This window comes from Phyllobacterium sp. LjRoot231, from assembly GCF_964253365.1.
Taxonomy (GTDB): Bacteria; Pseudomonadota; Alphaproteobacteria; order Rhizobiales; family Rhizobiaceae; genus Phyllobacterium.
The window spans coordinates 2,185,585-2,210,053 of the sequence record NZ_CAXUQT020000001.1 but is presented as its reverse complement, the minus strand read 5'-3'; the positions used below and the strand labels follow the sequence as shown (position 1 = coordinate 2,210,053).

Sequence of the window (24,469 nt, the reverse complement as noted above, 5' to 3'; positions counted from 1 at the left end):
TTAGATCGCCCAGGGCGCGAAGACGGGAGCGTTCACGGCAACGAGCGAGGCGCCGCGAGACTGACCGCGCTTGCCTGCCATTTCGACAATCTCGAACGCCGTTTGATCTGAGAGCAGTGCGCGCAAGGCGGCTGCATTCAGCCGGTGCCCGCCGCGATAGGAGCGGAAACAGCCGATGAATGGCGCACCAGCCAGAGCCAGATCGCCGATTGCGTCGAGTGCCTTGTGACGGACGAACTCATCCTTGTAGCGCAGGCCGCCCGGGTTGATGACGGAATTATCATCACCGATGACCAGCGAGTTATCGAGCGATGACCCGAGCGCAAGACCTGCGGCCCAGAGCTTTTCCACGTCGCGCATGAAACCGAATGTGCGCGCCCGCGAAATTTCCTTGCGGAAGATCGCCTCATCCATATCGCTTGCGAATTTCTGACGGCCGATGACCGGCGTCTCGAAATCGATTTCGATCTCATAGCGGGTACCGTCATAGGGGCGGAATTCCGCCCAAGACGCGCCGGCCTCGATGCGTGAAGTCTTGAGAATGCGGATGAAACGGCGTTTTGCCGCCTGCCGTACAAAACCGGCCTGCTCGAATGCATCAAGGAACACGGATGATGTTCCGTCGAGGATCGGCACTTCCGGGCCGTCGATCTCGATGATCATATTGTCGATGCCGGAACCGGCAATGGCTGCCATTACATGCTCGACTGTGCTGATCGTCACCCCTGCCCTGTTGGCTAGAGTGGTCGACAGATCAGTCGTCCCGACCTCGGAGACAAGCGCCTTGATCTCGTGGCTCGTACCACTTCCGTCGAACCTGTGGAAAACGATGCCCGTATCAGGGTCGGCCGGCGTGAATGATATCGTCACCGGTGCACCGCTATGCACCCCCGCTCCTGAAAGCGATATCCGCTCGGCAATCGTTGTCTGGTAATCGCGCAATTAAAACCTCGTGCCCATGTACCGCCACGGATAATCTATCCGGTTTCGACATTTAACTTGCGGCGCTGCACGTTGTGGAATCAGCATCGCTCATCGTTGTTTTGCGGCGCAAGATACAGTCGGCATCCCCTGAAGCAAAATCACGGTTTTGCGACGTTTGTAACGAAACCACTACGCCACCAGCTAAGTCGTTTCTTTGGCCTTTCAATGGCTTGCAAGAAAAATTCCGCCATTGAGGCAATGGCGGAATTCATATCCGTTAACAATCCGTGATCAGATCAGTTGGCCTGGCGGCGAAGGAACGCCGGGATTTCAAGCTGATCGTCTTCAGAAGCCTGCCGTGCTTGCGGTTGTACCCGGCCCTGCTCATCGAGCTGTCCACGGCGCGGCGCATAGATCGACGCATCCTGCGAAAGCGGACGGCGCGGTTCGGCCGGGCGCATGGCGGGTTCCCGCGGCTGCGCTGGTTCGAGCCGGGCTGTCTCGTCTTCGCGGCGTGTCAGACCAGCGGTCAGGCGCTTCAGAAGACCCATCGGCCCACGGTCTTCCTGGCTTTCATAGGAAGGCTCGCGGCTGTTGTCACGCGCACCCATATCACGGGCATTGAGTTCCGCCTGAACGACTGGTGGGAAATCTGCGACATTCGGCATGCGTGGAGCGACCGCCTGCGGTGCAGGTGCAGCCTGCATCTGTGGTTGCGGTGCAGGCTGATGCACCGGAGCCTGAGGCGCGGCGAGCGGGGCATCGAAGACTTCTGGTGCAGGAGCCTGGAAAATGCGGCTCTGCGGGCGGAATTCCTGCTCAACCGGCTGTGGCGCACGCTGTACCATATCCTGCTCGGCAGCGCGGATCGCATCGGCTACCGGATCTGCCAAGCGAGCGGCCGGCTGCTGAACAACCGGACGGGCACCTGTCTCAACTCTTGCGGCGGCCTGATGTGCGGGCTTGGCAATGGGCTTCAGAGGCTGGCGAAATTCGATCGGCGCGGGCGCCGACTCTCCAATCTGCTTATCGATGCCAGTCGCCACGACAGAAACGCGGATGATGCCTTCGAGGCTTTCGTCGAAGGTTGCGCCGAGGATGATATTGGCATCCTGGTCAACTTCTTCGCGGATACGTGTTGCAGCCTCATCGACTTCAAACAGCGTCATGTCACGGCCACCGGTGATCGAAATCAGCAGACCCTTGGCGCCACGCATGGAGGTTTCATCAAGTAGAGGATTGGCAATTGCAGCTTCGGCGGCAGCCATCGCACGGCCATCGCCGGACGCTTCGCCGGTGCCCATCATCGCCTTGCCCATCTCGCGCATGACCGAACGAACGTCGGCGAAGTCGAGATTGATCAGGCCTTCCTTGACCATCAGATCGGTGATGCAGGCAACACCTGAGTAGAGAACCTGATCGGCCATCGCGAATGCATCGGCGAAGGTCGTCTTGTCATTGGCAATGCGGAAGAGGTTCTGGTTCGGAATGACGATGAGGGTATCGACGTTCTTCTGCAGGTCGGCGATACCCATATCGGCTGTGCGCATGCGGCGCTGGCCCTCGAAATGGAAAGGCTTGGTCACGACGCCAACGGTCAAAATGCCCTTTTCGCGGGCCGCCCGAGCAACGACAGGAGCAGCGCCGGTACCTGTGCCGCCACCCATACCGGCGGTGACGAAGCACATATGCGTCCCTTGCAGGTGATCATTGATCTCGTCGATGCATTCTTCGGCAGCAGCGCGGCCAACTTCCGGCTGCGAGCCTGCGCCAAGACCCTCGGTCACTGCAGCACCGAGCTGAACCAGACGTTCAGCCTTCGACTGCGACAGCGCCTGTGCGTCAGTATTGGCCACAACAAATTCAACACCGCGCAAACCGGCATTGATCATGTTATTGACCGCGTTGCCACCACCACCGCCAACACCAAATACGGTGATCCGGGGCTTAAGCTCGGTAATGTCCGGCTTTTGCAGATTGATACTCATTTGTTTCGTTCCTTTTCGTCTCTACCGCCTCGCCGCTGCGGTGTTTTTTTGGGTTTCCCCGATTGCGCATGACCCCAAAAATCATTTTCGATTTTTGGAAAGGTTCATGCGCCATTTAAAGTGCTACTGCGTCCTTTACGCGTCCCGGAGGACGCGTGGCGCAGTAGTCAAAAACTCTCTTTCAGCCATTGGCCGATACGCTGAAAACGCCCACCTGTGCCTGTCATCAGCGAAGATGAACCAGCCTTTACAGAACGCTCTTCAATTCCTGCCACTTGCGGATAAATCAGAAGACCAACCGCTGCAGAGAAAGCCGGACCCTTGGCGGCTTCGGGAAGCCCCGTGACACCGAGAGGACGGCCAATACGCACATTGCGAGCCAGGATGCGGCGCGCCGCTTCCGGCAATCCCGCCAACTGACTGGCACCGCCAGTGAGGACGACACGCTTGCCGACAATCTGGCCGTAGCCGGACTGGTTGAGGCGGTCACGCGCCAGTTCCAGCGTCTCCTCGACGCGGGCACGGATGATGCGGGTCAGCACAGCACGCGGATACTGGTTGGGAACATCCCGTGCGTCATTGCCGAGCGGCGATACGCTGATCATATCCCGGTCATCGGATGCGCTGGGGAGCGCTGAACCATGCATGACTTTCAGCCGCTCCGCATCGTCCATATGGGCCGAAAGGCCGCGTGCAACATCCATGGTCACGTGATTGCCGCCAATGGCGATGGCGTCGGCGTGAATGAACTTGCCTTCGGAGAAGACGGAAATCGTCGTCGTGCCACCACCCATGTCGATACAGGCTGCTCCCATTTCAGCTTCGTCATCGACAAGCGCCGAGAGACCGCTGGCATAGGGCGTTGCAATCATCGCCTCGACCGACAGATGGCAGCGATTGACGCAAAGCTCGAGATTGCGCAAAGGCGCTGCATCGGCCGTCAACACGTGCATTTCGACGCCGAGCGTATCGCCAATCATGCCAAGCGGATCGCGAATACCCCGTTCACCATCAAGACCATAGGCGATCGGGAGCGAATGCACGAGATGACGTTCGGTGGCCAGCGCCTGCTTGGCACCCGCCGCGAGCACGCGGCGGATATCGGATTGATCGACCTCATGACCGCCAAGGTTGATGCTGGCGGAAAAGCTCTCGCTCTTCAGACGGCCGGACGAAATATTGACGATCATCGAGTCGACTGTGAGGCCTGCCATGCGCTCGGCAGCATCGACTGCGAGACGGATTGCCTGCTCGGCGGCGTCCAGATTGACAATGACGCCGGACTTGATGCCGCGCGATTTCTGGTGACCAATCCCCAGAACCTCAATGCGATGCGTACGGCCGGGCAGATGTGCGCTTTCCTCACGCGGACGCAGACGCGCGATGATGCAGCAAACCTTGCTCGAACCGATGTCCAGAACTGTCAATGAGCGCGTCCGCTTGGCGGAGGGCGCTCCAGTCGACGTGCCTTTTCCGTTCAGAATACTCATGCACGCTTCTCCGAACGCTTGGGCGCCTTGTCACGGGCCTTCAAATACTCAACACGCTGTACCATTGCTTCTGGTGTCAGCCTCACAACCACGCGGTCTGTCAGACGCATATCAACGGACGCGATATCGCGGGACAGAAGCCCGGCCTTGCTGTCCATATTGGCGATGTCAGCCAAAGCTTCATCGATGCGATATTCCGGCAGCATCAGACTTACGCCGTTTTTCAGCAGCAGATCCCAGCGGCGATCTCCCACCCGCTGATACGCCTTGACCTCGCCAGCGATCTGCGGAAAAGCCGCCATTTGTGTCAGCAGCAGCTTCGCCTGCTTGTCGGCGCCTGCACCGATCACCAGCGGCAATGAAGCGCTGCGGCCACCGTTGAACGGTACGATTACGCGGCCATCGGCATCGATCACCGAAAGCTGGTCGCCATTCTGCCAGACCGCCATGGCGGTGCGCTCATGGATCGAAATCTGGATCGTGTTCGGATAGACCTTGAACACGTCGACGGATTCGACCCAAGGCAACCCCGCTACGGCCTTCTGCGCATCCGCAGCGCTCAAACCGACCAGCGATGTCTCACCATCGAGACCAAGCGCGCCAAGAACATCAATTTCCGAGGTCTCCATGTTCCCAACAACCTTCACGTCTTCAATAGCAAAGCCGAAGGTGGAGGTCGTGACTTTGACGACTTCGGGCGCATGACCGCCAAGGATCGCGCCATAGGCACCGGTCAAAGCCAAGAAAGCGATGGCACCGATTGTTCCCACATGGTTCGGAATGGAAACTTCGCCCTCCACCATGCGAGAGACGACGCGCACAGGCTTGCGCAGGAACTTCGGCAGGACAATGCGAAAGCGGCCAAAAGCAGCCGACCTGCCCGAAGACACCGGCTTTGCACCACGCGGGTGCGCATTTTTGCCCTTCAACGCAAACACGATGCGTCCTCCACCATCCAACTCAACAATTCACCGAAGGTATGCCCCGCAGCTTTGGCGATATCAGGCACGAGAGAGGTGGGAGTCATGCCTGGCTGGGTGTTGACTTCCAGCCAGATAAGCTCGCCATCCTCGGAAAAACGGTCGTCATAACGGAAGTCCGACCGGCTAATCCCTTTACATCCAATTGCCTGATGCGCCTTGAGTGTCAGTGTTTGTATTTTTTGGTAAATTTTTAGTGAAATTTTAGCGGGAACAACATGATTTGATCCGCCTGCAACATATTTTGAATCATAATCATAGAACTGATGCCCGACCGGGATGATTTCGCACACGCCAATGGCCACATCACCCATCACGGCACAGGTCAATTCACGCCCGTGGATGTAGCGCTCGACCATGACGGTGCCGCCGAATTTCCACTCTGCAGAGGTGATGATCTGCGGTGGATGCGATTGATCCTCCTTGACGATGACAACGCCAAAGCTGGAACCCTCGCTTACCGGCTTTACAACGTAAGGCGGCTTCATCGGGTGCTTCGAGGTAAAGTCCAGGCGGTTCATGACTTTGGCTTCAGCCACAGGAATGCCAGCAGCCTTAGCGACGATTTTCGCCTGCTCCTTGTTCATGGCGAGAGCCGACGCAAGCACACCGGAATGCGTATAGGGAATTTCGAGATATTCGAGAATGCCCTGGATGGTGCCGTCTTCGCCGAACGGACCATGCAAGGCGTTGAAGGCCACGTCGGGTTTAAGTTCATTGAGGACGCTGGCAATATCGCGGGTGACGTCGACGCGGGTCACCGCATAGCCTTCCGCTTCCAAAGCATCGGCGCAAGAGTTGCCGGAAGACAGCGACACCGGACGCTCCGATGAAAAGCCACCCATCAGCACCGCAACATGCTTTTTCGCCATGAAGGCAACCCCTCGTACACTTCCCCATCGAAGCCGAAAACAGACATGAGTCTCCACACATCCGGCGGCCAGGACCGCAGATACCCGAGACTGGTAAAAACCAGCCGACTCAAATCAGTTAACGCTTGTCCCTAAAGAATCAGAGAGTTGATTCGCTGACAAGTCCCCAATGATTCAACAATGGAAATTCAGGTAAAAAAATGTGTCAGGAGGGGAATTATTCGGCGCGAGCAGCTGCCTCGATTGCTTCAGCCACCCATTCATTCAGACTCTTGTTTTCTGCCGCTGCCGCTAGGACTGCTGCTTCGTGAATTTGCGCATCAAGTCGTACATTGAAACGTCCGGAAAATTCGCGAAATGGAGGAATGTCTCTTTCCGCGCACATCTCAAGAAAAACCTTAAGAGATTTGCGGCCCTCAATAATCAAATCATCAACACTTTTCACATAAAAATCCGCGCCACCGGATAGCCCGAGAAACTCTCCCCGGATCATACCAATCTCAGGATCAAGCGATACGATTGCTTTGTGCCCATCAATGTCGATGACATTCTTCATGGTTTCACTCCGTGGCTTTCCAGCCATTTTCTGATGCTTGCGATTGCGCCCTTGTCAGTATCCGGCGAAGGATGTGGGCGATGAAACACCCTGATTTCGCCGAACAGAAAAACGCCGATACGCGAACCTTCTCTTTCACTGATCTCAGCACCAAGACCAACAAACAACGCCTCGATATCCGCCCAGCGAACCGAACCACTCGTCGGACGGCTGAATATCTGGGACAAGGTAGCATGGTGCTTTCGCTTCATAAATTTAGTACCATATTTCAGTACCACTTAAAACTAAATATTGCGAGATGAAAATAATAAAATCGCCGGATCCAGTCTAAAGCAATTGGCCCATGAACTCGTGCACTTCCTGACCGGGGCGGAAAAGCCCGAGGCGCTTGATTTCCCAATGCAGGCGGATACCGGAATTCTGCACGACCCGCGAGCGGATCGTCTCGCCAAGCGTCTCAAGATCATGCCCTGAGGCCGTGCCGGTGTTGATCATGAAATTGCAGTGCATCGGTGACATCTGAGCGCCACCGATCATCAGACCGCGCCCGCCAGCTTTGTCGATCTCTTTCCAAGCCGATGAGCCTTCCGGGTTCTTGAAAGTGGAACCGCCGGTCTTTTCCCGTATGGGTTGCACTGTTTCACGGTGCTGCTGCACGGCATCCATCGCCGTCTGGATTTCGCCGCGATCACCCGGCACGCCCTCGAACAGAGCCGAGGTGAAGATCAGGTCGTTGGCCGCTCCCGAATGGCGATAGGCGTAGCCCATGTCGGCATTGGAAAGAATTCGAACCTCGCCCTTGCGATCGATCGCGCGCACTTCAACCACCCGCTCACAGGTCTCGACCCCATTGGCGCCGGCATTCATACGCAAGGCACCGCCAATGCCACCAGGAATGCCATGATAGAAATGGAAACCGGCAATGCCCGCTTCCAGCGCCGCGGCCGCCACACGTTTGTCGGGTGTAGCCGTTCCGGCCCGCAATTGTGTATCGCCAACGTGCTCGACTTCGCCGAAACCTTTGGCCGACAGGCGCACGACGAAGCCCCGAATGCCACCATCGCGGACCAGAAGATTGGAACCGATGCCGACTGTCAGTATCGGATATTCTTGCGGGACGGCTTTGAGGAACGCCGACAGATCTTCTTCATCCGCCGGCTGGAACATGACTTCAGCGGGGCCGCCGGCGCGGAACCATGTGACTTTTTCCATGCCCATATTGGGCGTCAGCCGTCCGCGCAGACCAGAGAACCGATTTCCCAGCTTTTTCAGCAGGGCTTCGCCATCGATAAGTGAAGACATTATATCCTTCCCGCCCGAACCATCCCCGTCGGAGCAACCGCCAAATCTAGAGCGCTGCGAGTTCCTTTGGCAAGGCATAGGCCCATTGGGTTATGTTGCCCGCGCCGAGAAAGATCACGAAATCATCCGGTTTGGCGATCTCGGCGATCAAGGGAGCCACCTCTTGCGGCCCGCCGATATAGCGTGCGTCGCGGTGTGCGGCAGTCTTGATACGCGAAACCAGCGCCTCCGAAGTAACGCCTTCGATCGAATCCTCGCCGGCCGCATAGACAGGAGCAAGGATAACCGTATCGGCGTCGTTGAAGCAGGCGGCAAATTCATCGAACAGGCTGGCAAGCCGTGTGAAGCGATGCGGCTGGACGACGGCGATAACGCGGCCCTTCGCAGAATCCCGCGCGGCCCTCAAAACTGCTTTGATCTCAACGGGATGATGGCCGTAATCGTCGAATATCTCAACACCGTTCCATGAACCAGTATGAGTGAACCGGCGTTTGACGCCGCCGAAAGAAGACAGGCCTTTCTTGATGTCTTCGGCCGATATGCCGAGTTCATGAGCCACGGCAATCGCTGCAGTGGCATTGGAAACGTTATGGCGCCCGGGCATTGGCAAACGCAGGCCTGCGATCTCGGTTATCTCCCCGGTCTTGCGCTTGGCAATATGAACATCGAAACGCGAGGCTGCGCCATCGACGACGAGATTGACGAAACGAACATCCGCTTGCGGATTTTCGCCATAGGTGATGACCCGGCGATCTTCGATACGCGATACGAGCGACTGTACTTCCGGATGGTCGAGGCACATGACGCCGAAACCGTAAAACGGCACGTTTTCAACGAATTGCCGGAAGGCTTCGCGAACCCGGTCGAAAGTGCCGTAGTGGTCAAGATGCTCGGGATCGATATTGGTAACGACGGCGACATCGGCAGGAAGTTTCAGGAACGTACCATCGCTCTCGTCCGCTTCGACGACCATCCAGTCGCCTTCGCCCATCCGCGCATTGGTGCCATAGGCATTGATGATGCCGCCATTGATGACCGTTGGATCAAGATTACCCGCATCGAGCAGAGTAGCAACCATGGAGGTCGTCGTCGTCTTGCCGTGGGTACCTCCAATGGCAACTGCTTTACGGAAGCGCATCAGCTCAGCCAGCATTTCTGCCCGGCGCACGACCGGGAGCAGCTTCTCACGAGCGGCTATCAGCTCAGGATTGGACTTCTTGATAGCAGTTGAGACGACGACGACTTCAGCGTCGTCTATGTTCTCAGCCTTGTGGCCCACGTAGATCTCAATGCCCTTTTCCCGCAGGCGCTGCACATTGGCGCTGTCCGCCTGGTCGGAGCCCTGAACCTTGTAGCCGAGATTATGCAAGACCTCGGCAATGCCGCTCATGCCGATACCGCCGATACCGATGAAATGAACAAGGCCGATGTTGAGCGGCATCTTCATGGACGCACTCCTTTTTTGAAATCTTCAATACGTTGACCGGACGCAATAGCTTCTGCGAGGTCCGCAAGCAACCTTGTGGCCTCAGGTTTGCCGGTGGTGCGGGCTTTTTCCGCAATAAATGCCAGACGGGTGGGTTCGTTCATAGCGCTCGTCAGGATCGCAACGATACGCTCCGGTGACAACTCCGACTGTTTGATGACGTCCGCTCCACCGGCAGCTTGTAGCGCCGCTGCATTCGCCGCCTGATCATGGTCAAGGGCATGCGGGAACGGCACAAGAATAGCCGGCCGGCCGATGGCCGCTATCTCGGAAACCGTGGATGCGCCTGAACGCGAAAGAACGAAATGGGATTCAGCGATGCGGCGCGGCATATCATTGAAGAAGGGGGCCACTTCCGCCTTGATACCAAGTGATTGATAGGCCGAGCGGACATATGACTCATCTTCCGCGCGAGCCTGCTGCGTCACGACGAGACGTGCGCGATCCTCCGGCCCCAGCAGCTTGACGGCAGCGGGAACGGCAGTGGAAAAGTACTGCGCGCCCTGGCTGCCGCCAAAAACCAGAAAATGAAATGGCTGGTGCGCCTGTGACGCCTTATAAGGCTTGCCGACTTCTGCCAAGACTGCCGGGCGCACGGGATTGCCGGTGACAATAATCTTTTGCGCGAATGGTCCAGTATCGTTGGCCAAAAAGCCGCCCGCGATTGCACTCACCCGCGCCGCCAGTGCCTTGTTGGCACGGCCCATAACCGCGTTCTGCTCGTGGATGAGTGTCGGTATTTTCATGCCGCTCGCTGCATAAAGCGGCGGCAGCGTTGGATAGCCGCCAAATCCGGCAACCAGTTTCGGCTTCAGTTCCCGGAAAAGCTTGCGGGAATCGAGATTTCCCAGCCACAAAGTCCAGAAGGTCTTCGCCAATGCAAGCGGATTGCGCCCGGCAATTGTGGCAGACCTCACGACATGTATCTGCTTGGCGGGAAATGCGCCCGTGAAGCGCTGGGCGCGATCATCGGTCGCCAGATGGATTTCCCACCCGCGCTCAATCAACTCATGTGCCAACGCCTCGGCCGGGAACAGATGACCGCCGGTTCCGCCGGCAGCGAGAAAGATAACCCCCTTGGACATCGGTCAGGTCGCACGAGCCATGGAATGCAACTTCGAATGGGCCAGTGTCGCCGATCGGCGACCTTCCGGGCGGCGGCGCGTCAGCGCCAGCAAAAGTCCTGTCGATATCGCCACTGCAATCAGGGACGAACCACCATAGGAGATGAACGGCAACGTCATACCCTTCGCAGGCATCAGGTGCAGATTGACCGACATATTGATGACCGACTGGAACCCAAACAGGATTACCAGACCCGAAACCGCAAGCCGGGTGAAATCATCGCGTTCTTTCAAGGCGATCGACAGGCCACGGATAACGATGAAGGCAAAAATCAGCACGATCAGAAGACAGAGCGCAATGCCGTATTCTTCGGCCGTCACAGAGAAGATGAAGTCGGTATGGCTGTCCGGAATGATGCGTTTGATCGTGCCCTCGCCCGGCCCCTGGCCGAACCAGCCACCCCGGACAATCGCTTCACGGCCCGCATCGACCTGGAAAGTATCACCTTCGCCAGTCAGAAAGCGGTCGATACGGCCAGCCACGTGCGGAAATACTGTATAGGCACCGAAGAACCCGCCAATTGCCAGGACACCGAGGAGAATAATCCAGAACCATGGCACACCGGCCATGAAGAACATCGCGCCCCAGGTAACAGCTGTCAGGATGGTCTGTCCAAGGTCCGGTTGCGCCACCAGCAATGCAGCAACAACCGCGAACAGCACCATCGCGAAGAAGTTGCCGGGGATATCCTTGCGGCGCTCGTTTTCGGCAAACAGCCATGCGCAGATGATGACAAACGCCGGCTTCATGAATTCGGATGGCTGAATGGATATGCCGGCAAGCGAGACCCAGCGCCGCGCGCCCTTGACCTCGATCCCGAAAAACAGGGCGCCAACCATCGCGACAAGCGAAATACCGAGCATGATCATGGCAAAGCGGCGAATGGTTTTTGGCGCCATGAAGGAGACAGCGAACATCACCATGACTGCCGGCACCATGAACAGCGCCTGCCGCTTGACGAAGTGAAAGCTGTCGAGGCCGATGCGTTCGGCGACTGCCGGGCTCGCCGCGAACGACAGCAGAATCCCGAGCCCCATCAGCGCCAGGCAGGCGGCAAGGAGAAAACGATCGATTGTCCACCACCAGTCGGCAACGGGACCACGGTCAACACGACTAACCATTCAAGAGCCCTCCAATAGGTGATGCGCCCGCAAGCGCGAGGACGGCGGAACGGAATGCCTCGCCGCGTTTTTCAAAATTCTGAAACTGATCGAAACTGGCACAGGCCGGCGACAGCAGGACCACGGGTTCACTCGAACCGTCCTTGGCTGCATCGCGGGCGGCATGATCCACCGCTGCGCCGATTGTTCCGGATATCTCGAAAGGTGCGGCGCCGCCTAGCGTTGCCGCAAATTGCGGTGCCGCCTCGCCGATCAGATAAGCCTTGGCGATACGCGGGAAAAAGGCGGATAACGAAGCGATGCCGCCTTCCTTGGGAAGGCCGCCTGCAATCCAGTAAATGCGCGGGAACGATGACAGAGCGGGGGCAGCAGCCTCGGCGTTTGTTGCCTTGGAATCATTGACGAACAAAGTCTTGCCGAGTCGCGCGACCTGCTCCATGCGGTGAGCCAGACCAGGAAACGTTCTCAACCCGGCGTTGATTTCTTCGGTAGAAAGGCCGACTGCACGGCAGGCGGCGAAAGCAGCCAATGCATTCTGCGCATTGTGCTCGCCGCGCAGGGATCCGATGCCCGCAAGCGATGCAACAACTTTTTTGTCACCATTTCGCGCAAAGATCAGGTCGACGCCTTCGGCGAAATAGCCATCGCGAATCGGCATGCGTTTCGAAATGCGGATGACGGGTTTCCCTGTCCGCTCCAGCCGGTCGGCCATTGTTGCTGAGAAGCTATCATCAACGCCGACGATAGCGGTGTCGCTCCCGGCAACCAGACGTTCCTTGATGTCGGTATAATGTTGCATCGTGCCGTGACGGTCGAGATGATCCGGCGTCAGGTTCAAGAGGATACCTGCCGTGGGATTGAGCGAAGGCGCGAGATCAATCTGGTAGGATGAGCATTCGACCACGTAATAACGTTCGACAGCCGGCGGATCGAGTGTCATCACTGCCGTACCGATATTGCCGCCAAGCTGCATGTCGCGGCCCGCACTGTTGATGATATGGGCGATCAGCGCCGTGGTCGTAGACTTGCCATTCGTACCTGTGATGGCGATGAACGGGCTGTTCTTATCCGCCAGATTGCGTTCGCGCACGAAAAGCTCGATATCGCCGATGATCTCGACGCCTGAAGCTCTTGCCAGGTCGACGGTCCAATGCGGACGCGGGTGAGTCAGCGGCACGCCGGGCGACAGGACGAATGACGAGAACTGCTTCCAGTCCACTTTCCGCAAATCAGCCGTCTCGATGCCTGCGTTCTGGGCGCGCGTTACACTCTCGGGATTGTCATCCCAAGCAATAACTTTCGCTCCGCCAGCGATAATCGCCTGCGCGGTCGCAACGCCCGAACCGCCGAGCCCGAAGAGCGCAACGGTCTGGTCCTTCATGGAGTGGGCAGCGATCATTAAAAAGCCTATCTCAGTTTAAGTGTCGAAAGGCCGATCAGCGCCAGGATCACGGCAATGATCCAAAAGCGGATCACGACCTGGCTCTCGGTCCAGCCCTTCTTTTCAAAATGGTGGTGGATAGGTGCCATGAGGAACACGCGTTTGCCGGTCATCTTGAACGATGCCACCTGGATGATCACGGACATTGCCTCCATGACGAAGACGCCGCCGATGATGGCAAGGACGATCTCATGCTTGGTAGCGACAGCAACGGCTCCTATAAGACCGCCGAGTGCGAGCGATCCCGTGTCGCCCATGAAGATAGCGGCAGGAGGCGCGTTGAACCAGAGGAAGCCAAGCCCGGCGCCGATAACCGAGCCAAGCACGACAGCGAGCTCACCTGTACCCGGAGTGAAGTGAATCTGCAGATAATCGGCAAAAATCGCGTTACCTGCAAGATAGGCGATGACGCCGAATGAGGCGGCCGCAATCATCACTGGCACCGTAGCCAGACCATCCAGCCCGTCGGTGAAATTTACCGCGTTACCTGCGCCGACCATGACGAAGGCGGCAAAGGGGATGAAGAATATGCCGAGATTGAGGATGAGTTCCTTGGCAAACGGGAACGTCAGCGACGAGGAAAAGGGCTCCTGCCCGGCCCGCATGATGGCAAGGCCGGCGATCGCGGCAACCAGGAATTCGATGCCGAGACGCGCCCGGGCGGAGAAGCCCTTGAACGACTGTTTGCTGACTTTGAGATAGTCATCGTAAAAGCCGATCGCTCCGAAGAACAAAGCCACCAGCAGAACGATCCAGACATAGACGTTCGACCAATTGGCCCAGAGCAAGGAAGAAAGAACGATGCCCGTCATGATCATCAAGCCGCCCATTGTCGGCGTACCTGCTTTCTTGAAATGCGTCTGCGGACCATCGGCGCGGATCGGCTGGCCGCGTCCCTGCCGGATACGCAGCGAGTCGATGATGCGCGGGCCAAACAGAAAAACGATCAGCGCCGATGTGATCAGCGCGCCGCCGGTCCTGAACGTGATATAGCGGAACACGTTGAGAAGCTGGATATGTTCCGCCAGACCGGCGAGATAGTAGAGCATTAGCTATTTCCCCATAAACCGCAGGCTACTCGGCAGGACCGAGCGGCTCTACGGTGTTGTATTTTTGCAAGAGCGTTTTCACGATCCGCGCGAATCCGGTCCCCTTGGATGACTTGACCATGATCACGTCACCCGCCCTGATCGTGTTCAGCAGTTGCGGCTGCAATTCGTCTACGCTCTGCCTGTATTCGGCATGAAATTCAACCGGCATGGCCGCTTTGAGCGCTGCCATCTCGAGTCCACCGAGAAAAACCATGTTGATAGGATTGGCAAGGATCACCGAAGAAAGGTCCGCGTGCAGCTTCGGTGCCTGCTTGCCCAGTTCCAGCATGTCGCCAAGTACCGCAATTCGTCGCCCCTTGCCTTGAGGCGTTGCAGCGGCCAGGAGTTCTATCGCAGCGCGCATCGATGCGGGATTGGCGTTGTAGCTCTCGTCGATCAGCGTGAACGTGCCATTGGCAACTTCAAGCGTATGGCGTGCACCGCGCCCGCTTTCCGGACGCAAGGACGCAAGTGCCAAGGTGACCTTGGCCATATCTGCACCGGTCAGGTGAGCGGCCCCAAGGACAGCAAGAACATTCTGTACGATATGCCTGCCGGGTGCACCGACCTTGACGACGGCCTCCTCGCCATCAAGACGCGCTGTCAGGCAAGAGCATTCACCGTGAAGCTTCAGTTTGATCAGGCGGTAGTCGGCTCGCGCGTTTTCGCCGAAGCTTTTGATGTGCTCGACCCCGGCGTCCCGCGCCATTTTCTCAAGCAACTTGAAATGCTTGTCGTCTCGATTGAGCAAAGCATAGCCGCCGGGCACGATTCCTTCGAAAATCTCGGCCTTGGCAATGGCAATTTCCTGGAGATTCTTGAAGTGTCCCAGATGGGCAGGTGCAATCAGGGTAATCATCGCAACATGCGGGCGAACCATTTTGACCAGCGGCCGGATTTCGTCCGGATGGTTCATTCCAATCTCGAAGATACCATAGTCGGTGTCCGCTGGCATGCGGGCCAGCGTGAGCGGCACACCCCAATGGTTGTTGAAAGAGGCCACCGATGCGTGCACCTTGCCGGCTTGAGAGAGAACATGCCTCAGCGCTTCCTTGGTGGTTGTTTTGCCAACCGATCCCGTGACAGCGATGATCTGTGCATGCGAGCGGTCGCGCGATGCGATGCCAAGCCGTGTCATTGCCGCCAGCACGTCATCAACGACGATCATCGGCGCTTTCAATTTGCCGAGCGCCGGCAGCTTTGCTTCTGCAACCACCAGTAACGCAGCACCAGCCGCTACGGCAGCCGTTGCATAGTCGTGGCCATCGAGGGCGTCTCCCTTGATGGCAAAGAACGCTTCACCAGATTGCAAGGTGCGCGTATCGATGGAAATCCCGGTGATCCCTTCGGGCAGTTTGCCGACGGGCCTGCCATTCATCGCTTCGACCATTGCATCGGAAGTCCAGAGCAGGCTCATGCACCTTTCTCCCGTGCGAGCCTGTCTTTAAGCGCCTGGGCGACTTCGACATGGTCCGAGAATGGGAGCACAACATCGCCAATGGTCTGGCCCTCTTCATGCCCCTTGCCCGCAACGATGAGCGTATCGCCAGTCTTCATCATGGCCACGGCTTCGTGAATTGCCTCGCGACGGTCAGCGATTTCCCGCGCACCAGGAGCCGCTGCAAGAATCTCCGAACGGATGGTGGCAGGCACTTCCGAACGTGGATTGTCGTCGGTCACAATGACGACATCGGCAAGCCTCGTGGCGATTTCGCCCATCATCGGGCGTTTGCCCTTGTCGCGATCACCACCGCAGCCAAACACCACAATGACCCGCCCCGTAGTAAACGGCCGAACCGAGGTCAGCACGTTTTCAAGAGCGTCGGGCTTATGGGCATAGTCAACATAGGCGGGAGCGCCATCCTCGGTTGCACCCACGAGATCAAGCCGTCCCGGCGCGCCCTTCAACCGTTCCAGGCCACGCATGGCGGCAGCAGCTGGAACGCCCGTCGCAATGGCAAGGCCCGCCGCGACCAGGCCATTGGCCACCTGGAAATCACCAGCCAGCGGCAAGGTGATCTCGTAGATTTCGCCAGCAATATGCACTTCAACGTGTTGGCGGAACCGTTCATGTTCCACCCGCTTCAAGGTAATGAAATCGCCCTTGCGGCCAACGGTCAAAACCGTGCAACCAGCCTCGGTAGCTGCGGCGATAGTCGGCTTGGAGAAGGGATCATCGGCGAAGATGATTGCAGGTGCGCCCTTTGGCAGAAGCTCTGTGAATAGCCGCAGTTTCGCCGCGTGATACTCTTCGACGGTCGCATGATAATCCATATGATCACGGCCGAGATTGGTGAAGGCGCCTGCCGAAAGCCTGACACCATCAAGCCGGCGCTGGTCGAGACCATGGGAAGATGCTTCCATCGCCGCGTGGGTCACGCCCTCTTCGACCAGTTCGCGCAGCAATTTATGGAGTTCGACCGGATCGGGTGTCGTTAGCGAACCATAATCATCGCGTTTCGGCGAGACGACGCCCGTCGTGCCAATGCTGGCAGAGGCAAAGCCCGCCTGCGCCCAGATCTGACGCGTAAACGAAGCGACGGAAGTTTTGCCGCTGGTGCCGGTAATGGCAACCATCACATCCGGCTGCAGCTTGTAGAAACTGGCGGCAGCCAATGCCAATGTCCGGCGCGGATCATCGACATAAATGATAGGTACGGAAATATTGCCGAGCTTTGCTCCCCGCGAAGTCACGATAATGGCTGCGCCACGCGCCACCGCATCGGCAGCATAGGCAGCTCCGTCTGCCTTCGAGCCTTTCAGCGCCGCAAACAGAAATCCGCGCTCGACCTGACGAGAATCCGACGTCAGGCCACGGATTGTCTTCTCTCCGAGTTCGGAGATAGCCAAGGCTGGAATGCCGTTCAGATCTTTCAGTTTCATGGCCGGACTGGACCCATCTTCATCTAGAACTCACCTAAAACGCATTGGTGATTCGCGTTTTATGGCTTTATTGATCAAAATTAACCATCAATGGAGCGGATTCTTGTTCTTCGCGGAAATCAGGCTGAACCCCCAGGAATGATGCCGATCTACGAATGATATCTGCAACCATTGGTGCTGCGTTAAAACCTGCCGTGGCGCCAACCTTGCCTTCCTCCGCTTTAGGCTCATCGATAATAGTCAGGACCACATATTCTGGCTTGTCGATCGGAAAGGCTGCGACAAAGGCGTTGAAGCGTACGTCGCTCGAGTAGCGGCCATTGATCACTTTTTCCGCGGTACCGGTCTTGCCGCCAACGCGATAACCTTTGACATTGGCGCGTGAACCCGAACCACCCGATCCTGTTTCACTGTTGAGACGATAGAGATAGCGCATATCCTCGCTGGTCTTTTCGCTCACCACCTGTTTTGCGACCTTGTCGGCCTCTTCGATCGTGCGTGGCAGGAAGGTAGGCTCAATGAGCTTGCCGCCATTCATCAAGGCGGCTGCACCAACCGCCGTCTGCAATGGCGTCGTAGCCATGCCGTGACCAAAGGCGATCGTAATGGAATGCACTTTCTTCCAAACCTTCGGTTCCATTGGGCGCGCGACTTCGGGCAATTCCGTCTGCATTCGATCAAGAAGACCCATGCGATGCAGGAATGCACGGTGTCCTTCGATACCAACAACGTCCGCTTCCTTGGCCGAGCCGATGTTCGAGGAGTAGATGAAGACTTCCGGCATGGTCAAGATGCGATTTTTCCCATGGAAATCGCGGATCGTCTGCCGGCCGATAGTGATCGGGCGTCTCGCATCGAACGTACTCTGCAGATTGACCTTGCCGGAATCGAGCGCCATCGCTGTGGTAAAACTCTTGATGGTGGAACCCATCTCGTATGTACCAGCGGACATACGATTGAGGTGGTCTTTATCCAGCGCGTTGAACGGATTGTTAGGATCGAAATCCGGCGCCGAGGCCATCGCAAGCACTTCGCCGGTATGGACATTGAGCACCACGGCGCCAGCTGCAATTGCCCGATACTTTTGCATCGCAGTCACGACGACATCGCGCACGACATGTTGGACACGCAGATCGATCGACAATTTCACCGGCTCAAGGGAGCGACTGTCGGCAAGACCAACATCGCGCAGGTCGGATAGCCCCTGTTCGTCGATGTATTTCTCCATGCCGGCAATACCCTGATTGTCGATATTGACGAGACCCAAAATATGCGAGGCGGTGGGGCCGCCGGGATAGAAACGGGATTTCTCCGTGCGGAAGCCAATGCCTGGAATGCCCAGAGCCATGATCTGGCTCTTCTGCTGAGGCGTCAATCCGCGCTTGAGCCAGGCAAAGCCCGTCCCGCTCTTGAGGCGGCTATAGGTCTGTTCGAAATTGAGATCCGGCAGAACCGTCGAAAGCAACTCAATGGCTTCATCCGGATCGACGATCTTGCGCGGCTCGGCATAGAGCGAGGCGGTCTTGATGTCGGTGGCCAGCACTTCGCCATTCCGGTCGAGTATATCAGGACGCGACGCAAGCACCGCCCCGGTCGGGCCGTTGTAGCCCGTCGTGTCTTCCTGCATCCCGTAATAAATGAGCCGTCCGCCGATGATCCCGTATATGCCGACGAAACAGGCTATGGCCATGACAACACGATTGCGGGCGCGATTGCCCGATTTCTTCTTCTTGGCATCCAGCGCGAAAACAGGCGCGATGCCCGTTACCAGTTCAGCCTTCTTCCGTTTGATCCAGATCGCAGCCATCAATAGAGCCCCGCTCCCTTTGGCGTTGCAATCGGAACAATTCGCTTGGGTGGCTTGGGCGCCACCTTCGGTTTGTTGATGCTGCCGGTCATGGTTGTGTCTGGTTTGATTTTTTCACCCGCATTTGCCTCGGTGATGATGTTCGCAACGTCGTCGAAATCTTGCGACACAGGTTTCGGCTGCGGCAACTCATTGATGTTGATGATCTGCTGCGCTTCCACCTGTTGCAGATCAAGCTGACCTTGAAACGTCTCAACCAGCTTTTGCAGACGGTTCGGCTGGGTCAGCAGGCTCCAATCAGCCTTGAGCAGGTCGATCGTGTCTCTCTCATCCGTGATCATGCGCTGGAGCTTGGTAACCTGCGTCATCTGCTTTTCAGCGTCGTGCTTGATCTTGTAGGTCACAGCGGCCGCCAGGATCATCAGCCCGATTAATATGATGTCAAAGGTACGCAGCACGGATCAGCTCCTCGCCGTTTCATGGAATGTGGGCAGATTGGGCAAACCATAGATCGAATGATCTTCGGCAAGCGGCGGATTACCCGTGCGGATTCCACCACGCAGCTTGGCCGAGCGCGCTCGCGGATTGCGGGCAGCCTCAGCCTCGGTCGGTGTGACGATGCCTTTGCCAACAGGGGTGAAGCTCGCCAGACGCCGTTCGAGTTGCGGCAGATGACGCGAGCCGCCGCCAGTACCTGAGCGGTCAGAGAAGAAGCGCTTGACGATACGGTCTTCGAGCGAATGGAACGTGACGACGACAAGCCGGCCGCCGGGTTTCAGGACCCGTTCAGCGGCATGCAACGCGCGTACCAGTTCGCCCAATTCGTCATTGACGAAAATACGCAGGGCCTGGAACACCCGTGTCGCCGGATGGATCGGCACTTTAGGGTTTCTGCCGACAAGCGCCTCGATGGCATTGGCAAGGTCCCGAGTGCGGTTGAATGGTTCAGTTGCGCGGCGCTTGTCGATCATGCGGGCGATGCGCCCCGCATGGCGCTCCTCGCCGAGAAAATTGAAGATACGCGCCAGATCACCGATCTTCAGACGATTGACGACATCCGCGGCGCTTGGGCCAGAGCTGGACATACGCATGTCCAGCGGGCCGTCCTTCTGGAATGAAAAGCCGCGTTCAGCCTCATCGATCTGCATGGACGAAACACCGATGTCGAGCACGATACCATCCGGCACCCCAAGCAAAGCCACTTGATCCAGTGTGGAAAACGTACCCTGCACAAGAGTCAGTCGCCCGGCATAGTCTTTTTCCATGGCGCGGCCGGCCTGGATAGCCGATGGGTCGCGATCGACAGCCGTGACGGAAGCCCCGGTTTCAAGGATGCGTCTGGTATAGCCGCCAGCGCCAAACGTGCCATCGATGATCAGCTGACCCTTTTCCGGCTGGAGGGCGGCAATCACCTCATCAAGCAGGACTGGAACGTGGCGGCCGTCACCGGCATCTGGCGAACCCGCCATCAGTTGTTCCTCGGGGGCAGGTTTTCCTGACGGCGCTTTTCCGCCAGTCGCTGCCGGACCTTTGCCCGATGCGCCTCGAACTGGTCCGGCTGCCACATCTGAAAATGCGTGTTGGCGCCCGCAAAGGTCACATCCGATGAGATGCCCGTATGCTCGCGGATGAAATCCGTAACCGTTATCCGCCCATCCCCGTCCAGCTTCAGAAAACCGCCATCCGCGTGGAGATAAAATGACATGTCGTCCGCTGTCTCCGCGAATGGATCCTCGCTGTCCAGCCGCTTGTCGAAGCGCGTCAAGAGCTCCGGCCCGCCTGCATCGAGCGCAGGCAGATGCAGAGAACGCAGAGCGTAGAGTTCCGTGTGACCGGCCGCCTGGATGATCGAACGAAAGTGCGCCGGAACGGACACCCGCCCCTTCGCATCGATCCTGTTCGTCACATGTCCGAGGAACCGGTTCAAAACGCAATACCGCCGTTTCCGCCCCTAGGGCTTCTGCCATCTCAACCTCTGCTCCGCCCTTCGATCGTTTCGAAGCGCGAGCCCCACCAATAGAAGTCCAAGCACCGGCAAACTGAGCCGAACGCCAGCCTTGGCATGCCAAATCGTATTTCGGGAAACACCGTGTCGACTGAACGCTACTGATGAAATCAATCGATATCATGGGGCACTATGGGCGTCAATGGGATTACAAGACACAGGGTGGGAATGAGCCGTGATTCCGGCACACTTCCGGCGATTCTGAATTTATCGCTCATTAAGCTTAATGAAGGGTTAGGACTCTCTGGGAAGTTGTAACCGAGCGCGCACGGCAGGACCGCACGAACGCAGCGAAATCAATGAATTGAAAATGCCAGCTGGCCTGTAAGCCGGGTTCTGTATGGCTGGACTTTCGTCCAACGCGGCAGCCATTCATCTTGGACGGATGTTGCCACCCGCCTCCTGCAACCCACCCGGACGACTGACCCGGAAACTGATCGCCAGACTTTCGCCCGGCACGCCGTCCCTATTCGGTTTTGCTCCCGGTGGGGTTTGCCATGCCGCCACTGTTACCAGTTGCGCGGTGGGCTCTTACCCCACCCTTTCACCCTTACCCCGTCATTCCTTGCGTCCTATACGAGCCGTATCCGGCGCAACGAAAGACGGGGCGGTTTCCTTTCTGTGGCACTTTCCCTGGGGTCGCCCCCGCCGGACGTTATCCGGCACCGTGTTTCCATGGAGCCCGGACTTTCCTCACATGCCGCCTTTCGGCTTATGACATGCGCGGCTGCCCGGCCAGCTGGCGATGCGTATAAATGCGCTTCGGAGCAAAAACGCAAATGAAAAAGGCCGGAGACTATCCGGCCTTTGGATTTAACAGGAAGATGGCCAACCTTACATGGAAGCCATTTGCAATTTCACCTTGCTGCAATAGTTGGCGGAAACCGGGTTCATCCGCGTCGCGCCGTGACCGGCATTGTATCGCAGGATCGTACCGCAGGTCGTGCCATTGCCGAGCTTGTGCGCTCCGGCAAGATACTTCATGCCCCAGCGAATATTGGTTTCCGGATTGTAGAGCGCCTGGCGCGAACCGGTATAACCAAGACCGCGGGCTGTCTCGAGCTTGATCTGCATCAACCCTATTTCACCTGCGCTGCCGGTCATGTCCGCCCGATAGTTGCTTTCGACCCTGACGACCGCATTCGCCAGAGCCACGGGAACGCCATAGGACGACGCGTAGGAGCTGATGATCGTCGAATAGTTCGTCGATCCCATCGCGGAGGCAACGCTGCCAGTGGTCATCGTATCGACACGGCCTATGGTCTGGTTGCGTACGACAGTTTTGACGCGGGCTTTTGCCTGAACCACCGGACGCTTGTGTGTTGAAACTTTTTTGCTCACCCGCTGCGGCTTGACCGCATTTTTCTTGACCGCCGGTGCCTTTGCTACATTGCGCTTGGCTGTGTCCGTTGCCTGCACTGACTTCGTAGACTTGTTAGCGGCTTTCTCTTTTTCCGCCTCGGCCCGCTTTGCCTTGAAGTAGTCGGAGAGGTTTGTGGGCTCCTTTGGGGCGCTGAGTGCTGAATTTGAGCCGTAGAAGGCCATCGCCCCAAGGAGGGCGAAAATCATACCAAATTTTTTTGTCATCTTTTTCCGTCTAGAAGCTTGGGCCGCACGAACGTGCGCGCCGGGATCGTTCCGTGCCAAAAAACACAAGGGCAAAAGCCGGAACACTGGGCAAGGATTTGACGGCCCAATGCAGCCGAATATTGATCGGCCAAATAACTTTGTGTAACCCATTGAAATATATATGCTGCAACGCACAAAGTCGGTCAGGAAAAGACTTTTTTGTTCAACGACTTATGCGACGAGCGTCGGTAGGGCAGAAAGTAGTTTATGCAGGGTTTCGATGGTTGACATGTCCGCGACTCCATCGACTTTTTCGGGGCGAAAGTGGCGCTGGAAGGCCAAAACGCCCAATTGTGTCGAAGGTCCAAACACGCCATCGATAGGAACACCATAGCCATAAAGCGCCAGCATCGACTGAAGCGCCTCGACTGGCTGACCCTGATCACCAAGCGAAATGAACCGTCCGCCGCGCACAGGCGAAGGGCTGACCCAATGTCCGACACCTGCGTCGTAAAGCACTGGCCATGGAAATTTTTCGCCCGGATCGATCTTGCGCGCCGGCGCGATATCCGAATGCGCCAGAACACTTTCCGGCCGTATGCCGTGGCGCGAAACAATGCCCTTGCAAAGATCGATCAGTGCGTCGATCTGCGGTCCGGGATAATCAGGAAACTCCAGCAGCGGACCGCCATTGACAATTTCGATACCGATTGAGCGGGAATTGATGTCGGTCTCGCCCTTCCATGAACTTTGCCCGGCGTGCCAGGCACGTTCGCTTTCCGGCACCATCTGAACGACGCGACCATTTTCATAAACGATGTAATGCGCTGAAACTTCACTTTTCGGATTGGCGAGCCAGCTTTCTGCCGCCTCGCCCGTCTCCATGCCGGTGTAATGCAGGATCAGGAAAGAAGGACGCTTGCCGTCCTTGCGCGGACCGAAATTCGGCGAGGCATGTACATCGGCGCGCAGATGGTCTGGATCAAACGCGCTCATATGCCTTGAGGTCTTTTTCGACTTTATCCCAAGCCGCGTTGATGGCTGCGATACGCTGGTTAGCGATGGCGATGAACTCTTCCGGCACGCCGCGTGCAATCAGCATGTCTGGGTGGTTCTCGCGAACCAGGGCCCGATATTGCTTGCGTGCAGTTTCAAAGCTGACATCACGCGGAAGGCCGAGAACGAGATAGGGATCCGCCTGACCGCGCCCGACGTGCCGCGCCAGGATGCGATCGAATTTTTCCTCATCAAGCGCAAAAATTTCAGCGACCGTGCCGAGAAATATCAATTCCTCGTCGTGCAGAGCACCATCCGACTTGGCAATGTGGAATAGCCCGTCGAGGATGTCTTCTAACATCTTGCAATTGGGCTTGCCCGAGCCGCACAGCGAAGCCAACTGGGCGGCATAAGCCTCATAGCCTGCCACATCCTGCTTGGCGAGGTTATAGAGGCGCGTCACCTGATCCTGATATTGTGGCGGCACGTGGAAAATGTCGTTAAAGGCATTGACTTCCACCTGCGTCACGACGCCGTCGGCCTTCGCCATCTTGGCCGACAGTGCAATCATGGCGATGGAAAATGCTACGCGCCGCCGCGTTTCCGGATCACCTTCGAACGCGGTTCGCACCGCTTCGATGATGCTCGAAAAGGCATCGATCGCAGTACTGGTAATGAAGTCGCTGATACGGCGCCAAATCGACATACCTTCGTTTTATTCAAATTCGTTCGCAATTGCGAGAGCGATATTGTGTCGAAAAACGCGTTTTGTCGGGACCGGTTGACGCAGCATTGCTTGCATTTGGCAAAAACGGCCAGCGCAAAGCTGGCCG

At 57.3% G+C, this 24,469-nt stretch carries 23 protein-coding genes and 1 other RNA gene; 1 reads left to right on the top strand and 23 read right to left on the bottom strand.

Features of this window, described 5'->3' with window-relative positions:
• The 7 genes from lpxC to ACSQ3H_RS10765 all read right to left on the bottom strand — a co-directional run bounded on the left by lpxC (position 1) and on the right by ACSQ3H_RS10765 (position 6,953).
• Complete coding sequence (gene lpxC, locus ACSQ3H_RS10795; protein ID WP_436117056.1) at positions 1-942, bottom strand: UDP-3-O-acyl-N-acetylglucosamine deacetylase; 942 nt, start codon at positions 940-942, stop codon at positions 1-3.
• Between the two features lie 278 nt (positions 943-1,220).
• A complete protein-coding gene (ftsZ, locus tag ACSQ3H_RS10790) occupies positions 1,221-2,912 on the bottom strand; it encodes a cell division protein FtsZ (protein WP_436117055.1) in 1,692 nt (563 codons plus the stop codon).
• A 167-nt stretch (positions 2,913-3,079) separates the two neighbouring features.
• Positions 3,080-4,402, bottom strand: a complete 1,323-nt coding sequence (ftsA, locus tag ACSQ3H_RS10785; RefSeq protein WP_436117054.1) for a cell division protein FtsA — start codon at positions 4,400-4,402, stop codon at positions 3,080-3,082.
• The gene (locus tag ACSQ3H_RS10780; protein ID WP_436117053.1) at positions 4,399-5,340 is read right to left on the bottom strand and encodes a cell division protein FtsQ/DivIB; all 942 of its coding nucleotides are present in this window, start codon (positions 5,338-5,340) and stop codon (positions 4,399-4,401) included. The genes ftsA and ACSQ3H_RS10780 overlap by 4 nt, the downstream gene beginning before the upstream one ends.
• Positions 5,328-6,254 (bottom strand): D-alanine--D-alanine ligase, encoded by a 927-nt coding sequence (locus ACSQ3H_RS10775; RefSeq protein WP_436117052.1) that lies wholly within the window; start codon positions 6,252-6,254, stop codon positions 5,328-5,330. The genes ACSQ3H_RS10780 and ACSQ3H_RS10775 overlap by 13 nt, the downstream gene beginning before the upstream one ends.
• A 217-nt stretch (positions 6,255-6,471) precedes the next feature.
• Positions 6,472-6,810: a type II toxin-antitoxin system HicB family antitoxin gene (locus ACSQ3H_RS10770; RefSeq protein ID WP_436117051.1), complete on the bottom strand. Its 339-nt coding sequence runs from the start codon at positions 6,808-6,810 to the stop codon at positions 6,472-6,474.
• Positions 6,807-6,953, bottom strand: a complete 147-nt coding sequence (locus ACSQ3H_RS10765) for a type II toxin-antitoxin system HicA family toxin (RefSeq protein ID WP_436119415.1) — start codon at positions 6,951-6,953, stop codon at positions 6,807-6,809. Before ACSQ3H_RS10765 ends, ACSQ3H_RS10770 begins: the two co-directional genes overlap by 4 nt.
• Here ACSQ3H_RS10765 and ACSQ3H_RS10760 point away from each other — a divergent pair.
• Entirely contained in the window at positions 6,891-7,112 is a 222-nt protein-coding gene (locus ACSQ3H_RS10760) for a hypothetical protein (protein WP_436119551.1), read from the top strand. The genes ACSQ3H_RS10765 and ACSQ3H_RS10760 overlap by 63 nt on opposite strands.
• Before the next feature lie 25 nt (positions 7,113-7,137).
• Here ACSQ3H_RS10760 and murB read toward each other — a convergent pair whose 3' ends face one another.
• From murB to ACSQ3H_RS10680, 16 genes are all read right to left on the bottom strand, one after another.
• Positions 7,138-8,112, bottom strand: coding sequence for a UDP-N-acetylmuramate dehydrogenase (gene murB, locus ACSQ3H_RS10755; RefSeq protein WP_436117050.1), 975 nt, complete (start codon positions 8,110-8,112; stop codon positions 7,138-7,140).
• Positions 8,113-8,158: 46 nt separating this feature from the next.
• Entirely contained in the window at positions 8,159-9,559 is a 1,401-nt protein-coding gene (murC, locus tag ACSQ3H_RS10750; protein ID WP_436117049.1) for a UDP-N-acetylmuramate--L-alanine ligase, read from the bottom strand.
• Positions 9,556-10,683: an undecaprenyldiphospho-muramoylpentapeptide beta-N-acetylglucosaminyltransferase gene (gene murG, locus ACSQ3H_RS10745; RefSeq protein WP_436117048.1), complete on the bottom strand. Its 1,128-nt coding sequence runs from the start codon at positions 10,681-10,683 to the stop codon at positions 9,556-9,558. Before murG ends, murC begins: the two co-directional genes overlap by 4 nt.
• A 3-nt stretch (positions 10,684-10,686) precedes the next feature.
• A complete protein-coding gene (gene ftsW, locus ACSQ3H_RS10740; RefSeq protein WP_436117047.1) occupies positions 10,687-11,844 on the bottom strand; it encodes a putative lipid II flippase FtsW in 1,158 nt (385 codons plus the stop codon).
• On the bottom strand, positions 11,837-13,243 hold the full coding sequence (gene murD, locus ACSQ3H_RS10735; RefSeq protein WP_436117046.1) for a UDP-N-acetylmuramoyl-L-alanine--D-glutamate ligase: 1,407 nt from the start codon (positions 13,241-13,243) through the stop codon (positions 11,837-11,839). Before murD ends, ftsW begins: the two co-directional genes overlap by 8 nt.
• 8 nt (positions 13,244-13,251) lie before the next feature.
• A complete protein-coding gene (gene mraY / locus ACSQ3H_RS10730) occupies positions 13,252-14,334 on the bottom strand; it encodes a phospho-N-acetylmuramoyl-pentapeptide-transferase (protein ID WP_436117045.1) in 1,083 nt (360 codons plus the stop codon).
• A gap of 25 nt (positions 14,335-14,359) precedes the next feature.
• Positions 14,360-15,793, bottom strand: a complete 1,434-nt coding sequence (locus ACSQ3H_RS10725) for a UDP-N-acetylmuramoylalanyl-D-glutamyl-2,6-diaminopimelate--D-alanyl-D-alanine ligase (RefSeq protein WP_436117044.1) — start codon at positions 15,791-15,793, stop codon at positions 14,360-14,362.
• Positions 15,790-17,259 (bottom strand): UDP-N-acetylmuramoyl-L-alanyl-D-glutamate--2,6-diaminopimelate ligase, encoded by a 1,470-nt coding sequence (locus ACSQ3H_RS10720; RefSeq protein ID WP_436117043.1) that lies wholly within the window; start codon positions 17,257-17,259, stop codon positions 15,790-15,792. The genes ACSQ3H_RS10725 and ACSQ3H_RS10720 overlap by 4 nt, the downstream gene beginning before the upstream one ends.
• Before the next feature lie 67 nt (positions 17,260-17,326).
• The gene (locus ACSQ3H_RS10715) at positions 17,327-19,066 is read right to left on the bottom strand and encodes a peptidoglycan D,D-transpeptidase FtsI family protein (RefSeq protein WP_436117042.1); all 1,740 of its coding nucleotides are present in this window, start codon (positions 19,064-19,066) and stop codon (positions 17,327-17,329) included.
• Entirely contained in the window at positions 19,066-19,524 is a 459-nt protein-coding gene (gene ftsL / locus ACSQ3H_RS10710) for a cell division protein FtsL (protein WP_436117041.1), read from the bottom strand. Before ftsL ends, ACSQ3H_RS10715 begins: the two co-directional genes overlap by 1 nt.
• Before the next feature lie 3 nt (positions 19,525-19,527).
• The gene (rsmH, locus tag ACSQ3H_RS10705) at positions 19,528-20,535 is read right to left on the bottom strand and encodes a 16S rRNA (cytosine(1402)-N(4))-methyltransferase RsmH (protein ID WP_436117040.1); all 1,008 of its coding nucleotides are present in this window, start codon (positions 20,533-20,535) and stop codon (positions 19,528-19,530) included.
• A complete protein-coding gene (gene mraZ / locus ACSQ3H_RS10700; RefSeq protein WP_436117039.1) occupies positions 20,535-20,993 on the bottom strand; it encodes a division/cell wall cluster transcriptional repressor MraZ in 459 nt (152 codons plus the stop codon). The genes rsmH and mraZ overlap by 1 nt, the downstream gene beginning before the upstream one ends.
• Before the next feature lie 387 nt (positions 20,994-21,380).
• Positions 21,381-21,814, bottom strand: an RNA gene (gene rnpB, locus ACSQ3H_RS10695) — RNase P RNA component class A.
• Between the two features lie 91 nt (positions 21,815-21,905).
• Positions 21,906-22,658 (bottom strand): transglycosylase SLT domain-containing protein, encoded by a 753-nt coding sequence (locus ACSQ3H_RS10690; RefSeq protein ID WP_436117038.1) that lies wholly within the window; start codon positions 22,656-22,658, stop codon positions 21,906-21,908.
• A 213-nt stretch (positions 22,659-22,871) separates the two neighbouring features.
• Positions 22,872-23,636, bottom strand: a complete 765-nt coding sequence (locus ACSQ3H_RS10685; RefSeq protein ID WP_436117037.1) for a peptidoglycan recognition protein family protein — start codon at positions 23,634-23,636, stop codon at positions 22,872-22,874.
• Positions 23,623-24,342, bottom strand: coding sequence for a TerB family tellurite resistance protein (locus ACSQ3H_RS10680; RefSeq protein ID WP_436117036.1), 720 nt, complete (start codon positions 24,340-24,342; stop codon positions 23,623-23,625). The genes ACSQ3H_RS10685 and ACSQ3H_RS10680 overlap by 14 nt, the downstream gene beginning before the upstream one ends.
• Between the last annotated feature and the right edge of the window lie 127 nt (positions 24,343-24,469).

What these genes read in the sequence shown, in the direction of transcription:
- ACSQ3H_RS10685 (WP_436117037.1), bottom strand. Translation starts at nt 23,636, where the DNA reads ATGAGCGCGTTTGATCCAGACCATCTGCGCGCCGATGTACATGCCTCG.
- ACSQ3H_RS10770 (WP_436117051.1), bottom strand. Translation starts at nt 6,810, where the DNA reads ATGAAGAATGTCATCGACATTGATGGGCACAAAGCAATCGTATCGCTT.
- ftsZ (WP_436117055.1), bottom strand. Translation starts at nt 2,912, where the DNA reads ATGAGTATCAATCTGCAAAAGCCGGACATTACCGAGCTTAAGCCCCGG.
- murG (WP_436117048.1), bottom strand. Translation starts at nt 10,683, where the DNA reads ATGTCCAAGGGGGTTATCTTTCTCGCTGCCGGCGGAACCGGCGGTCAT.
- ACSQ3H_RS10775 (WP_436117052.1), bottom strand. Translation starts at nt 6,254, where the DNA reads ATGGCGAAAAAGCATGTTGCGGTGCTGATGGGTGGCTTTTCATCGGAG.
- ACSQ3H_RS10760 (WP_436119551.1), top strand. Translation starts at nt 6,891, where the DNA reads ATGAAACACCCTGATTTCGCCGAACAGAAAAACGCCGATACGCGAACC.
- murB (WP_436117050.1), bottom strand. Translation starts at nt 8,112, where the DNA reads ATGTCTTCACTTATCGATGGCGAAGCCCTGCTGAAAAAGCTGGGAAAT.
- ACSQ3H_RS10690 (WP_436117038.1), bottom strand. Translation starts at nt 22,658, where the DNA reads ATGACAAAAAAATTTGGTATGATTTTCGCCCTCCTTGGGGCGATGGCC.
- ACSQ3H_RS10715 (WP_436117042.1), bottom strand. Translation starts at nt 19,066, where the DNA reads ATGGCTGCGATCTGGATCAAACGGAAGAAGGCTGAACTGGTAACGGGC.
- ACSQ3H_RS10725 (WP_436117044.1), bottom strand. Translation starts at nt 15,793, where the DNA reads ATGAGCCTGCTCTGGACTTCCGATGCAATGGTCGAAGCGATGAATGGC.
- murC (WP_436117049.1), bottom strand. Translation starts at nt 9,559, where the DNA reads ATGAAGATGCCGCTCAACATCGGCCTTGTTCATTTCATCGGTATCGGC.
- ftsA (WP_436117054.1), bottom strand. Translation starts at nt 4,402, where the DNA reads ATGAGTATTCTGAACGGAAAAGGCACGTCGACTGGAGCGCCCTCCGCC.
- mraY (WP_436117045.1), bottom strand. Translation starts at nt 14,334, where the DNA reads ATGCTCTACTATCTCGCCGGTCTGGCGGAACATATCCAGCTTCTCAAC.
- ACSQ3H_RS10720 (WP_436117043.1), bottom strand. Translation starts at nt 17,259, where the DNA reads ATGAAACTGAAAGATCTGAACGGCATTCCAGCCTTGGCTATCTCCGAA.
- rsmH (WP_436117040.1), bottom strand. Translation starts at nt 20,535, where the DNA reads ATGGCGGGTTCGCCAGATGCCGGTGACGGCCGCCACGTTCCAGTCCTG.
- ftsW (WP_436117047.1), bottom strand. Translation starts at nt 11,844, where the DNA reads ATGGTTAGTCGTGTTGACCGTGGTCCCGTTGCCGACTGGTGGTGGACA.
- ACSQ3H_RS10680 (WP_436117036.1), bottom strand. Translation starts at nt 24,342, where the DNA reads ATGTCGATTTGGCGCCGTATCAGCGACTTCATTACCAGTACTGCGATC.
- murD (WP_436117046.1), bottom strand. Translation starts at nt 13,243, where the DNA reads ATGATCGCTGCCCACTCCATGAAGGACCAGACCGTTGCGCTCTTCGGG.